The organism is Acidomonas methanolica (genome assembly GCF_004346035.1).
Classification (GTDB): Bacteria; Pseudomonadota; Alphaproteobacteria; order Acetobacterales; family Acetobacteraceae; genus Acidomonas; species Acidomonas methanolica.
The window spans coordinates 64,594-76,530 of sequence record NZ_SLZN01000010.1; the positions used below are offsets into that span (position 1 = coordinate 64,594).

The 11,937-nt window shown below is 67.2% G+C and carries 14 protein-coding genes; 8 read left to right on the forward strand and 6 right to left on the reverse strand.

What is annotated here, in order from left to right; translation table 11 throughout:
* Positions 1-171 precede the first annotated feature (171 nt).
* From EDC31_RS09375 to EDC31_RS09390, 4 genes are read right to left on the reverse strand one after another with little or no spacing between them, the layout of a single operon-like run.
* The gene (locus tag EDC31_RS09375; RefSeq protein WP_042056281.1) at positions 172-918 is read right to left on the reverse strand and encodes a lysophospholipid acyltransferase family protein; all 747 of its coding nucleotides are present in this window, start codon (positions 916-918) and stop codon (positions 172-174) included.
* Between the two features lie 52 nt (positions 919-970).
* Positions 971-1,573: a YdcF family protein gene (locus EDC31_RS09380; protein ID WP_081797416.1), complete on the reverse strand. Its 603-nt coding sequence runs from the start codon at positions 1,571-1,573 to the stop codon at positions 971-973.
* On the reverse strand, positions 1,570-2,496 hold the full coding sequence (locus EDC31_RS09385) for a cell division protein FtsX (protein WP_042056278.1): 927 nt from the start codon (positions 2,494-2,496) through the stop codon (positions 1,570-1,572). Before EDC31_RS09385 ends, EDC31_RS09380 begins: the two co-directional genes overlap by 4 nt.
* A complete protein-coding gene (locus tag EDC31_RS09390; protein ID WP_042056274.1) occupies positions 2,493-3,176 on the reverse strand; it encodes a cell division ATP-binding protein FtsE in 684 nt (227 codons plus the stop codon). Before EDC31_RS09390 ends, EDC31_RS09385 begins: the two co-directional genes overlap by 4 nt.
* Before the next feature lie 134 nt (positions 3,177-3,310).
* Between EDC31_RS09390 and EDC31_RS09395 the strand changes: the two genes are divergently transcribed.
* The gene (locus EDC31_RS09395) at positions 3,311-3,847 is read left to right on the forward strand and encodes a zinc-ribbon domain-containing protein (RefSeq protein ID WP_052511636.1); all 537 of its coding nucleotides are present in this window, start codon (positions 3,311-3,313) and stop codon (positions 3,845-3,847) included.
* Here EDC31_RS09395 and EDC31_RS09400 read toward each other — a convergent pair.
* Positions 3,813-4,226, reverse strand: coding sequence for a hypothetical protein (locus tag EDC31_RS09400; protein WP_042056272.1), 414 nt, complete (start codon positions 4,224-4,226; stop codon positions 3,813-3,815). The two genes, EDC31_RS09395 and EDC31_RS09400, sit on opposite strands and share 35 nt — an antisense overlap.
* Before the next feature lie 98 nt (positions 4,227-4,324).
* Between EDC31_RS09400 and EDC31_RS09405 the strand changes: the two genes are divergently transcribed.
* The 5 genes from EDC31_RS09405 (at position 4,325) to EDC31_RS09425 (ending at position 10,726) form a co-directional block, all read left to right on the forward strand.
* On the forward strand, positions 4,325-6,277 hold the full coding sequence (locus tag EDC31_RS09405) for a response regulator (protein ID WP_239641538.1): 1,953 nt from the start codon (positions 4,325-4,327) through the stop codon (positions 6,275-6,277).
* A gap of 16 nt (positions 6,278-6,293) precedes the next feature.
* The gene (locus EDC31_RS09410) at positions 6,294-8,279 is read left to right on the forward strand and encodes a response regulator (RefSeq protein WP_042056267.1); all 1,986 of its coding nucleotides are present in this window, start codon (positions 6,294-6,296) and stop codon (positions 8,277-8,279) included.
* Between the two features lie 115 nt (positions 8,280-8,394).
* Positions 8,395-8,973: an ATP-dependent protease subunit HslV gene (gene hslV / locus EDC31_RS09415; protein WP_042056264.1), complete on the forward strand. Its 579-nt coding sequence runs from the start codon at positions 8,395-8,397 to the stop codon at positions 8,971-8,973.
* Positions 8,973-10,280, forward strand: a complete 1,308-nt coding sequence (gene hslU / locus EDC31_RS09420; protein WP_042056261.1) for an ATP-dependent protease ATPase subunit HslU — start codon at positions 8,973-8,975, stop codon at positions 10,278-10,280. The genes hslV and hslU overlap by 1 nt, the downstream gene beginning before the upstream one ends.
* Complete coding sequence (locus tag EDC31_RS09425) at positions 10,277-10,726, forward strand: SufE family protein (protein ID WP_239641537.1); 450 nt, start codon at positions 10,277-10,279, stop codon at positions 10,724-10,726. Before hslU ends, EDC31_RS09425 begins: the two co-directional genes overlap by 4 nt.
* Positions 10,727-10,756: 30 nt before the next feature.
* Here EDC31_RS09425 and EDC31_RS09430 read toward each other — a convergent pair whose 3' ends face one another.
* Positions 10,757-10,993, reverse strand: a complete 237-nt coding sequence (locus EDC31_RS09430; protein ID WP_042056258.1) for a hypothetical protein — start codon at positions 10,991-10,993, stop codon at positions 10,757-10,759.
* 355 nt (positions 10,994-11,348) lie between these two features.
* On the opposite strand from EDC31_RS09430, the gene rpmI reads away from it, so the two are divergent.
* Both rpmI and rplT read left to right on the forward strand, forming a co-directional pair.
* Positions 11,349-11,552 carry a 50S ribosomal protein L35 gene (rpmI, locus tag EDC31_RS09435; protein ID WP_026397856.1) on the forward strand — a complete coding sequence of 68 codons (204 nt, stop codon included), beginning with the start codon at positions 11,349-11,351 and terminating at the stop codon, positions 11,550-11,552.
* A gap of 11 nt (positions 11,553-11,563) precedes the next feature.
* Positions 11,564-11,935: a 50S ribosomal protein L20 gene (gene rplT / locus EDC31_RS09440; RefSeq protein WP_042056254.1), complete on the forward strand. Its 372-nt coding sequence runs from the start codon at positions 11,564-11,566 to the stop codon at positions 11,933-11,935.
* The last annotated feature ends 2 nt before the right edge of the window (positions 11,936-11,937 follow it).

The following is an 11,937-nucleotide window of genomic DNA, read 5'->3' on the forward strand; positions in this document are numbered from 1 at the left end:
AATTCGTCGCGCGATGACGGGGCACTCGCGTGTCGAGGCATCGGGAGCGGGCTCTAAAGCCGAGCATTGGCGGCCTTTTCCGCGAATGATCCGCGTCGCGGCGGGATTCGGGGTGGGATGGGCGCGGGAGGGGAAGGGTCCGGGAAAAAACAAGGTTTCCCCAAGACGCCATCAGAAAACCCTCATATCGCTCACAGAGTTGTCCACAGGCAGCGGCAGGTTGTGGCGCGTGCACAGTTCCTCCCACTGGGCCGTGATGGCGGCGATCAGCGCGCTGCGCCCTTCGGTCGGGGGCAGAGGGTTGCCGATGGCCACCGTGATGATGCCGGGCGTCTTGCTCCAGCCGCTTCGCGGCCAGAAGAGCCCCGAATTGGTGGCCACCGGCACGACCGGGACCGGACTCTGCTTGGCCAGCGCGACGATTCCGGGCTGAAGCGGCACGCGCGCGCCGGGAATGGTGCGCGTGCCTTCTGGGAAGATGACGATCTGGCGCCCTTCGGCGAACGCCTCCTGTGTCGCGGCCATGAGACTGCGCAGGGCTCTCGCCCCGGCGTGGCGCATGACCGGAATCATGCCGGCCAGAAGGAGCATCGGCCCGACCAGCGGGACGCGCGTCAGCTCCTGCTTGATGATGTAGGCGGGCTTCGGGACGAGGTTCATCCAGACGAAGCCGTCGAAGAAGGACTGATGCTGGCTGGCGATCAGGCAGGGACCGGCGGGCAGACGCTCGAGCCCCTCCACCACGATGCGGATGCCGCAGAGACGCAATCCGGCCAGCACGAGGCGGGACCAGAGCTTCGCATAGGCCAGGGCCGTCCGCTCCTGACGCAGCACGCGGATCGGCAGCGCGCCCAGCCCCATGGCGAGCGTCAGCAAGAGGAAGTAGAGCTGGAACAGGGCGGAGCGGAACGCGGTCATGGCGTCTTTTCGCCCGAAGGACCGTCGCGGCGCAATATGGCGAGGGGCACGATCACGGGAGCAGTCCCGTGCCGCGGGAGAGCCCCAGTTTCGAGCCGAGCCATTTGTCATATTCGCGCGCAATGAGGAGCAGGCTCGCGCGGTTGAAGGGACGCCGCAGCGCGGGCGGGCGGACGCGGTAGGGATAGAGCTTCAGATCGGGCGCGGCGCGCTGGATCTCCGTCATCGCGCGGCGGATATGATAGCCGGCCGTGACGACGATCACGCTGTGAAGGGCGTAACGCCGCGCCCATTCGGCGGTCTCGACGCTGTTGCCGATCGTGGTGATGGCGCGCCGCCCCAGGGTGATGCGATCCTCCATTCCGGGCGGGATGGACGCGCTGAGCTGTCGCAACGTCGCGTGCGGGCCGACACCGGAGATGAGCAGCCGTTGCCCGTACCCCTCGCCCAGCAGACGCAGGGACGTCTCGATGCGATCCTGCCCGCCGGTCAGGGCGACGATGCCGTCGCAACGCGGCGGCGGCTTCGGCGGCTGGAGCGTATCGAGCCCGAACCAGACGAGTCCGAGCGTCCAGAGCAGTGCGCCCGCGCCGAGACAGAGGGCGGCCCAACGGACGCCCCGGACAATGGCCCGGCGGACGAGGCGGCGCGTCATGGCAGACGGCGGAGCCAGAGCCGCGCGCTGATCTGGCCGGCTATCCAGCCTGACAGGCTGATCAGCAGGGGTAGGGTGGCGAGGGTCCAGAGCAGCGGGGCGGGCAGGGTGACGACGCTCGCCGCCCAGTCCGCCAGTCCCGAAGGCCAATGCGTATCGGTCGTTCCCGCCGCGCCGAGGCGGAAAGGAGCGGTGGCCTGGAACAGGAAGACCAGCGCGGGAAAGGCGAGACTCGCGCCGCACAGCGCCCCGGCGAGGGCGGTCAGCCCGCCCTGCAACGCGATGCGTCCGGCGATGAGTCCGTCCGTCGCGCCGAGTTCATGCAGCAACACCACCGCGCGTCGGCGCGCGGCAAGTCCCGTCACCACCGAGACGGCCAGCACGAGCGCGCACGTCACCGCCGCCAGCGCCGTCGCGATCGCGGCGCAGAGTTGCAGGCTCGTGCCGAGCATGGCGAGGCGGTCGCCCCAGAGGGCGTTTTCTTCGATCACCGCGTCGGGCGCCTTGTCGTGCACGATCTGGCTGATCTGCTCCAGGGAGACGGACGGACTATGCGTCAGCGTGATGATGACGGGGAGAGAGAGCGCCAGATCGCTGCCGTTGCCCAGCCAGGGCTCCATCAGCCGTGTCGCCTCCCCGGCCGGGAGAAGGCTGACTTCGGCGAGGCCGGGCTGATGCGACAGGATTTCGATCAACGCCGGGACCGAATCGGCAGGGGCCGACCCGCTCGTCGACCGGGGGAGTTCGACCGTCACGACATTCGTGCCGTCCGTGCGCCAGGCCGTCGAGAGGGCGCTGGCGCCGAACCATCCGGCCAGGGTGAACACGCTCAGGGCGCTCATCGCGGCGATCACGGCGAGAACGGCGCCGCGCCCGGCGCCCGAGGCGGGAGAGAGCAGGCGGGCGGTAAAGGCGCGGCTCATGGGTCCGGCGTCTCCTCCCGGATATGGCCGCCGTCGAGCGCGAAGGTTCTGGCCGGGAAATCACGCAGCAGCGTCGCGTTATGCGTGGCGACGATCACGGTCGCGCCGGAATGGGCGAGATGCTGGAAGAGACCGATCAGGCCGCGCGCCTGCTCTTCGCCCAGCGCGTTGGTCGGCTCGTCGGCGAGCAGGAGATCGGGGCGGGTGACGAGCGCGCGCGCGATGGCGACGCGCTGGCGCTCTCCGCCGGACAGCCGGTCCGGCAGGACGTCTTCCCGCCCGTCCAGCCCGAGCCAGTCGAGAATGGCGCGCGCCTCGCGCAGGGAGTCGCGCTCCGATTGCCGAGCGATGCGCAGAGGCAGGACGACGTTGTCGAGGACGGAAAGTTCGCCGAGAAGCCGGTAATCCTGCGGGATCAGCCCGATGCGCCGGCGCATGCGGGCGAGGCGGCCACGGCTGGCGCGGTCGGGCGCGACGCCGAAGATTTCCATCCGCCCCGCGGCCGGACGCATCGAGAGGTGAAGCAGGCTGAGCAGGCTGGATTTCCCCGCGCCGGATGGGCCGGTCAGCCAGCGGAAGGCGCCGTCCGGCACGCTGAGGCTGACGTTCCTCAGGATCGTCGCACCCGGATTGCGCCGGGTTCCGCCGTGGCGGAGTTGAATATTCTCAAGGAAGATCACCGCGTCACCATGCGACTGGAAATGTATTTCGCCGATACTGCATGATGATTAATTCCTCATTAAGGAGTTCGCGCTAGTTTTTCCGGGCGGCGCGGTGTGACGCGCGTGACACAGAGTTTTCTTGGCGGGAATGGATGCGGATCGTCTGTCCGAAATGTGATGCGGTTTATGAAGTTCCCTCCGTGCTCGTGTCGACATCGCGTCGGCTGCAATGTTCCCGGTGCGGCGCGGGATGGTTCATAACGCCGGAAGAGAAAGCGGGAGGCCGGGAACCGGAGTCGCTCATCGCGGAGTCCGTGCCGCCCCAACTGGAAGAGCCGGGGCTGGAAGATCAATCCGGGGCCGAGGACGAGCCGGAATGGGCGGGGCCGATAGAGGCGGAAGAACATCCTGAGGAGCAGGAACCTCCGCCCGTCGCCGCGGCTGTGACGCCGCTTTTCGCGGAACGGCCGGTCTCGCCCGATTCCCGGCCGATCGCGCCGCCAGCCGCCCCGCCTTCGCGGCAGCCTCTTGGCGGCCCGGTCTTCTGGTCCGTCGCGTGGTCCGCCTCACTCGCCGGTGTCGCGGGAGGGCTGGCGCTGCTGTGGCACGCGCGGAACTGGATCGAGACGATCTGGCCGCCCGGGGCGCGGCTTTTCACATATTGCGCGCACTTATTGCCGACAACGTAGCGCCCAGTGCGGCCAGTCCCATGAGGAGGAACCCATCGAGAATCAGCCCGGTCGGCGTCAGCACGTGACCGGCCACCGTCAACTGGCTCGGGATCGCCGCCACCACATGCGACATGACGTCGCGCGCCTGCGGGTCGGCATTCGCGGCGCTGGTGGTCACGGCACGCACGATGGTGGGCAGCGCCGCCCAGCCGAGTCCGATCACCAGCAACAGCGGTGCGAGGATTTCCGCGATCTGTTGGGCGAGATAGAAAGCGAAATAGCAGACCGACCAGATGCCGGTGCGCAGAATCGCCCACTGGCGGGCCGTCGCGTCCGCCCGGTTGGCATCGCGCGAAGTCAGCAGACGCTGCGCGGCGGGGGGCGGTGGAAATTCCATCGTAAAGGGTTTCCTGATGCTGCTGCCGGGCCATGTTCGGGGATGCCGCGGGCCAAGTCTGGGCCTGTTTCCGGACAACCGCCTTGCATGAGGTAGCCGTGGAGCTCTCAAAATGCAATCTTGCCCTGTCTTCGGGATGCGGAGGGCGAGTAGGGGGCGTCACGGGAGCGATGGAAGCGAACAAGGGAACGCCGCGCGTTCTGCTCGTGGAAGGGTCGGACGTTCAGGCGATCCAGCTTCAGCGGATGCTGACGGAGAATGACTTCGTCGTGCAGCGGGTCGGGAGCGGCGAAGCGGCGCTCGCGACCCTCGAGGAGGCGCTGCCCGATCTTGTGGTCTCCGACTATCACCTGCCCGGCATGACCGGCGGGCAGATGGCGCGGCAATTCCGCATGAACACCAGCACGCGCTCCATTCCCGTGCTGATGCTGACCGAGGACGTCGCTCCGGGCCTCGAGCGCGAGGGGCTGGAAAGCGGGGCGGACGCCTATATTTCGAAATCGGCCCATCCCGATCTGCTGGTGCTGCGCATTCGCGCGTTGTTGCGGGAAGGCTCGACCCTGTCCTCCGACGAGGATGCCGGGCGCTTCCGCCGCGCGCGGATCGTCATTGTGACGGGGCCGCGTGACGACGATGATGAGAATGACGAACAATGGGCCGCCTGCCATGGCTGGGAGCGCGATTCCGAGGGGGCATCCCTCGGCGAGATGCTCTGGCGTGACGGCCATACGGTGACGACCGTCGCCGGGTCGGGCGAACTCGTGCAGGGGGGGTGGCTGGGCGGCGAGGACGGTCCGGATTGTCTCGTGCTCGATCTGACCTCGGCGCGGCTCGACGGCGTGGGCTTCTGCCGACGGCTGGATGCGCGGCGGCAGGATGTGGTCGATGCGGGCGGCTCGCCGTTCCGCATTCTGGGGATCGTCGATGCGGACCGTTTCCGGCGACGTTCGGCGGCGGATCTGTTCGACGCCGGGATCGACGATCTGGTGCCGAGCGATATCGGGCCGGACGTGCTGGCGCTGCGTATTCGTGTCATGGTGCGCCGCAAGCTCGCGCAGGACGAGGTGCGGCGGCAGGAAATCAAGCGGCAGGTGCGCGAGGTCGCCTTGCAGACGGCGCAGAGCGAGGCGCGGGCGATCGCCGCCAAGGCCAAGATGGCCGAGGCGCTGGCCCATGCGAACGCGGAACTCGCCGAGGCCAATGCCCGGCTGCTGGATACGCAGGCCAAACTGGTGCAGACCGCCAAGATGGCGTCGCTGGGCGAGCTCGTGGCCGGCATCGCGCATGAGATCAACAATCCGCTGGCCTTCACTCTCGCGCATGAGGAGACCGTCGCCCGGGCTCTGGGCGAGCTCTGCACGCTCGACGAATCGTCCGACGACTCGGCGGAAGCCTTGGTGAGGCGCGCGATACTGCTCGACAAATGCAGCAAACGCATCGGGTCCATGCGGCTCGGTCTGCAACGCATCCAGAATCTCGTGCTCAGCCTGCGGCGGTTTTCGCGGCTGGACGAAAGCGCCTTCCAGGATGTGGACATCGTCGAGACGATCGACACGGCACTGGCGCTGCTCGCGCATAAATTCGGGCAGGAGATCACGGTGGAACGCCATCTCGGCGCGCCACGGATGCTCGTCTGCCAGCCCGCGCTCGTGCATCAGGTCGTCATGAACATCGTCAGCAACGCGGCGGACGCCATTCGCGGCGACCGGCAGGGCGAGAAGGAAGCTCTGCCGGGGCGTATAGTGATCGAGACCGCGCTGGTTCAGGACGATCAGGGCTCGTTCTACGTTCTGAGCATTGCCGATGACGGTCCGGGCATTCCGCCCGAAATCCGCGCCCGCGTCTTCGAACCGTTTTTCACGACCAAGCCGGTCGGCGCGGGCACGGGACTCGGCCTGGCGATTGCATATGGCGTGATCGAGGCGCATGGAGGCAGCATCGAGATCCGTGACGCGTGGCTCCCCGGCGGCCATGGGCCGGGGGCGCGCTTCACCCTTTCGATCCCCGTCCGTATGACGATGACGGGACCAGTGACAATCGGACGCCAGTGACGATCGGACGCACGTCATGAGAGAGCATTTCGGATACGAGCCCAACGAGCGCAGCCGCATCCTGCTGCTGGATGACGAGGCGGAAATCCTCGTCGCCCTGACCGATTTGCTGGAGGATGAGTTCGACATCCTCAGTTCGACCGATCCGGTCGAGGCGCTGGAGACGCTGCGCCGGACTCCGGATGTCGCCGTGATCGTCTCCGACCAGCGGATGCCGGGCATGACGGGAGATCAGTTCCTGCATCAGGCGCGGGCCTTCTCCGATGCGCATGGCATCCTGCTGACGGGATACGCGGATCTCGCCGCCGTGGTGGCGGCCCTCAATCAGGGGCGTATCCGTTTCTACGCGCACAAGCCCTGGGATTCGGATGCCTTGCGGGCGATGATCCGGGAGGTGGCGTATAATTGCCGGGTGGAGCGCGCCCTGCTCACCGAACGCGCCCTGTTGCGCGGATTGATGGAGGCATCGCCGCTCGGCCTCAGTTTCAGCGATGCGAACGGTCGGTGCATCCGACGGAATATCGGCCCGGAACGGGGAGGCGATGCGCGGGCGACGGTGCATGAGCGCGATCTTTTCCCCCATATCTCGGACGAAACGTATCGGGAGATGTGTCGCCGCACGGTGGAAAGCGGGCATTACGAGCATCTCTGCGAGATCGAGCGCGGGGGCAGCCGGAGATGGCAGGAATTCATCCGGTCCACCCTGCCCTGGCCGCGACGTCCCGATGGTGAGATCGTGCCGCCCGCCGAACGCTGGCAGGTTTGCATGGTGCGTGACGTGACCGAGCGCATGGCGCTGGAAACCCGGCTGCGGCAGGACGACAAGATGCGTGCCCTCGGCACGTTGTCGGGCGGGATCGCGCATGATTTCAACAATCTGTTGACGGCCATCCTCGGGTCGCTGGAGCTTCTGGCCGATATGGTGCCGCCTGAGGGCGTGATGGCGGCGCGGCTGCTGGAGAACGCCAGCGAAGCCGCCAAACGCGGAACCCTGCTGACGCGCCGGCTGCTGGAATTCGGGCGGCCCAAATCCTCCGCCCTGCAACCCGTGGCGGTCGGCCCGCTCATCCGGGGGATGCAGGACCTGCTGGTGCAGAGTCTCAGCCGCCACATGACGGAGGACGGGCGGCCGACCGGGCGCTGCACGCTCGATATGTCCGGCGTCGCGGAGAACGGCACGCTGCCGATGGTGATGAGCGATCCCGGCCAACTCGAAATGGCGCTGCTCAATCTCTGCATCAATGCGCGCGACGCCATGCCGCAGGGTGGGAGCGTCGCCATTTCCTCGCGCGCCGAGCGGGCGGTGCCGGACGGGCCGGTCAATGTGGTCATCACCGTGGCCGATCAGGGGTGTGGCATGACGGCGGACACGACGGCGCGCATTTTCGAGCCGTTCTTCACCACCAAGGGGATCGGGAGCGGCACGGGGCTCGGGCTTTCGACGATCTACAGCTTCCTGCGTCGCTGCAACGGCGATGTGCGGGTGGACAGCAGGCCGGGCGAAGGCACGCGCATGTCTCTCTGGCTGCCGGTCTGCGAGTCCTGCCGCGCGCTGGACGCCGTGTCGGAGACGGTTCCGAGGGCCGTCCTGCCGCCGTGCCGCATTCTGGTGGTGGATGACGAGGATTCGGTGCGTCTGGTGACGGAACATTTCCTCCGTCAGGACGGTCATGAGGTCGTCACGGCAAGGGACGGGGCCGAGGCGCTGGCGCTGGTCGAGAACGGAGAGCGCTTCGATCTCGTCGTGCTGGATCTGATGATGCCGGGCATGAGCGGCCGGGAATGCGGCGAGGCTCTGGCGCGGGTCGCGCCGTCCCTGCCGGTGCTTTACGTGAGCGGCTATGCCGATCCCGGCAGCCTGCCGGGCGACGCCTTCGTGCTGGACAAGCCCTTCACGCCCCAGACCTTGCGCGCGGCCCTGGTCGAGACCCTGTCGGCGCCGGGCAGGGGGACACCGCACATGGCCGCCGCATCGTCTCCGGCGCGCATCGGGGCCGGTTGAAACGGACGGGCCCGGGATAAATCAATGTTCCGGCGGCCTGCGGATCTCCGAAATCTCGAAGACGGGACAGGAAGGCCACTTGCCGAAACCCGGCCGCGACCTATCTTCCATCTCCATGAACCTTGTATCGCAAAATCACGACCCGGTCGGCTGGCATGGCACGACCATCCTCTGTGTAAGGCGCGACGGGCAGGTCGCCATGGCCGGGGACGGTCAGGTGACGCTCGGTCAGACCGTCATCAAGGGCAATGCCCGCAAGGTGCGCCGCATCGGGCCGAAAAACACGATCCTCGCCGGTTTCGCGGGCGCGACGGCGGATGCCTTCACCCTGTTGGAGCGGCTGGAAAGCAAGCTCGAACGCTATCCCGACCAACTCGAACGGGCCTGCGTCGAACTGGCCAAGGACTGGCGGACGGACCGCTATCTGCGGCGACTGGAGGCCATGATGGCCGTTGCGGACCATGAGCGGTCTTTCACGCTGACCGGCAACGGCGATGTGCTGGAGCCTGAGGACGGCATCATCGCCATCGGCTCGGGCGGCAATTACGCGCTTTCCGCCGCGCGAGCCCTCATCGAGGTGCCGGGGCTGACGGCGGAGGAGATCGCGCGGCGCGCCATGAAGATCGCCGGGGACATCTGCGTTTACACGAACCATGCCCTGCGCGTGGAACTTCTCGGAGCGGAGGCGGTCTGATGGATGTGCCGAATTTCACGCCGAGGGAAATCGTCTCGGAACTGGACCGTTTCATCGTCGGGCAGGACGACGCCAAGCGCGCGGTCGCCATCGCGCTGCGCAACCGCTGGCGGCGCGCGCAGCTGGGCGAGATGATGCGCGAGGAGGTCGTGCCGAAGAACATCCTCATGATCGGCCCCACCGGCTGCGGCAAGACCGAGATCGCGCGCCGTCTGGCGAAACTCGCGCAATCGCCCTTCCTGAAGGTCGAGGCGACGAAGTTCACCGAGGTCGGTTATGTCGGGCGCGATGTGGAATCCATCGTGCGCGATCTGGTCGAGGTCTCCATCACCATGCTGCGCGATCTGCGGCGCAAGGACGTGCAGGCGCGCGCCGAGGCGGCGGCGGAAACGCGGCTGGTCGATGCGCTGGTGGGGGAGACGGCGTCCGCCGACACGAAGTCGAAGTTCCGCCAGATGCTCCGCAAGGGCGAGCTGGAGGACAAGGAGGTCGAGCTTCAGCTTTCGGGCGACGGCGCGCCGCCGGATCTGTCCGGCATGACGCCCGGCACCGTCATCAATTTCAACGACATGATGAAGGGGCTGATGAACCGCATGCCGCAGCGCAAGCGGCTGACGGTTGCCGCCGCCCGCGAGATGCTGGCGCGCGAGGAGGCGGACAAGCTGCTGGACACGGATGCGCTGACACGTGAGGCGGTGCAGCACGCGCAGGATCACGGCATCGTCTTCATCGACGAGATCGACAAGGTCTGCTCCCGCTCGGCCGAGGGCGGATTCCGGGGCGGAGACGTGTCCCGCGACGGGGTGCAGCGCGACCTGTTGCCGTTGATCGAAGGGACAACGGTTTCGACCAAATACGGGCCGGTGAAGACGGATCATATCCTCTTCATCGCCTCGGGCGCGTTCCACCTCGCCAAGCCCGCCGATCTGCTGCCGGAACTGCAAGGCCGCCTGCCGATCCGCGTGGAGCTGAACGGGCTCACGCGGCAGGATCTGCGGCGCATCCTCAGCGAGCCGGAGCATTCGCTTCTGCGTCAGTACGAGGCGCTGATGCGGACGGAGGGGCTGGATCTTTCCTTCACCGAGGACGCCGTGGATGCGCTGGCGGATGTGGCGACGGACATCAACGAGCGGGTCGAGAACATCGGCGCGCGGCGGCTGGCCACGGTGCTGGAACGGCTGCTGGAGGAGGTGTCCTTCAACGCCTCGGAGCGGGGCGGCGAGGCGATCACCATCCGGGCCGCCGATGTGCGCGAGAGGGTCGAGCCTCTGGCCCACAAGGGCGATCTGAGCCGGTTCATTCTGTGAGCGCCGCGGTGACGGCGGAGGCGGGTTTTGTCCAGCCGAGGGACGAAACCGCGGCGGCGGCGATCGAGGAGATCGGCGCCGAACTCGCCATGTTCGACGACTGGATGGACCGTTACCAGTATATCATCGAACTGGGACGTTCCCTGCCGGAGTTCCCGTCGGAATGGCGGAATGACGCGCATCGCGTGCCCGGCTGCCAGAGCCAGGTCTGGCTCGAGGCGCGGGAAGAGGGCGGCAGGATCTTTTTCGCCGGAGCGTCGGACGCGGCGATCGTCTCGGGCCTCGTGGCGTTGCTCATGCGCGTCTATTCGGGGCGCAGCAGGGAGGAAATCCGCGCGACGAGTCCGGTTTTCCTGCATGAACTGGGGCTGGTGAAGGCGCTCTCCACCAATCGCGGGAACGGCGTCGAGGCGATGGCCCGCGCCATGATCGCGCGGGCCGGGTAAGGACGCCTCGAAACGGCGGAGGTCGAGGGCTCAGTTCGGCGTGGCGGGAGCCTTGGTGGGTGCCGCTTTCGGGGCGGGAGCGCTCTTCGCCGCGTCACATGCGGTGAAACGGCCTTTCTCGTCGCGGCATTTCTTGGGCGCGGGGGCCTCGCATTTGGTGAAGCGGCCCTTGCCGTCGCGGCAGGGCGCCTTGGCATGGGCCAGGGGGGCGAGAGGGGAGAGCGTGAGGCCGAAAGCAAGCGCGGCGAGAGCGAATTTACGGATCATGACGATGCACTCCTCAGTGCGTCTGGAAACCGTGAGCGCGTTCCGGCGATGCGGCGGTCCGGGCTTTCGGCGGATTCATGCTTACCTATGAATCAAGGAAAAAAAAGGTCCGCCGGATGGCGGAACCGGCATAATTTTTCGCGTCGCGCCGCGTCCCGGCGCGGGTAAAATCCCGGCCCTCCGCAAAAGACGCTTGAGCGCGGGGGCGAGTTCGTCTAAAGCCGCCGCTTCATCGCGCGAGTCCGGGCCTGTAGGGCATGCCCGGCCGCGCGCCGTGCGGAGGCGGACATGCCGGCCCCACACGGCATCGGGCGTCCCGCTTGCCGGACGCCGTATCGAGGACAGGAGGACCGAAATGCCCAAGATGAAGACCAAGTCGTCGGTCAAGAAGCGGTTCAAGATCACCGCGACCGGCAAGGTGTTGTGCGGCCCGGGCAACAAGCGCCACGGCCTCATCAACCGCCCGCAGAAGATGAAGCGCACGAATCGCGGCCCGCAGACCATGACGGACATGGATGCGAAGACCGTGAAGCAGTGGGCCCCCTACGGGCTGGCGTGAGGAGATAGGCAATGGCACGAGTCAAGCGCGGCGTCACCACCCACGCCCGTCACAAGAAGGTTCTGGATCTGGCCAAGGGTTATCGCGGCCGGTCCTCGACGAATTACCGCATCGCGCTGGAGCGCGTCGAGAAGGCGCTGCGCTATGCGTATCGCGATCGCCGCAACAAGAAGCGCGACTTCCGCGCCCTGTGGATTCAGCGCATCAACGCCGCCGTGCGTGAGCACGGGCTGACCTACAGCAAGTTCATCAATGGTCTCTCCAAGGCCGGCATCGAGATCGACCGCAAGGTCCTCGCCGCCATCGCCTATGACGACGCCGCCACGTTCGGCGAGATCGTCAAGGCCGCCCGCGAGGCGCTGGACGCCGCTCCGGCCGTCTGAGC

Coding starts and splice junctions, on each gene's coding strand:
- EDC31_RS09375 (WP_042056281.1), bottom strand. CDS start 918: ATGACCGCGTTCCGCTCCGCCCTGTTCCAGCTCTACTTCCTCTTGCTG.
- EDC31_RS09380 (WP_081797416.1), bottom strand. CDS start 1,573: ATGACGCGCCGCCTCGTCCGCCGGGCCATTGTCCGGGGCGTCCGTTGG.
- EDC31_RS09385 (WP_042056278.1), bottom strand. CDS start 2,496: ATGAGCCGCGCCTTTACCGCCCGCCTGCTCTCTCCCGCCTCGGGCGCC.
- EDC31_RS09395 (WP_052511636.1), top strand. CDS start 3,311: ATGCGGATCGTCTGTCCGAAATGTGATGCGGTTTATGAAGTTCCCTCC.
- EDC31_RS09400 (WP_042056272.1), bottom strand. CDS start 4,226: ATGGAATTTCCACCGCCCCCCGCCGCGCAGCGTCTGCTGACTTCGCGC.
- EDC31_RS09410 (WP_042056267.1), top strand. CDS start 6,294: ATGAGAGAGCATTTCGGATACGAGCCCAACGAGCGCAGCCGCATCCTG.
- hslV (WP_042056264.1), top strand. CDS start 8,395: ATGAACCTTGTATCGCAAAATCACGACCCGGTCGGCTGGCATGGCACG.
- hslU (WP_042056261.1), top strand. CDS start 8,973: ATGGATGTGCCGAATTTCACGCCGAGGGAAATCGTCTCGGAACTGGAC.
- EDC31_RS09430 (WP_042056258.1), bottom strand. CDS start 10,993: ATGATCCGTAAATTCGCTCTCGCCGCGCTTGCTTTCGGCCTCACGCTC.
- rpmI (WP_026397856.1), top strand. CDS start 11,349: ATGCCCAAGATGAAGACCAAGTCGTCGGTCAAGAAGCGGTTCAAGATC.
- rplT (WP_042056254.1), top strand. CDS start 11,564: ATGGCACGAGTCAAGCGCGGCGTCACCACCCACGCCCGTCACAAGAAG.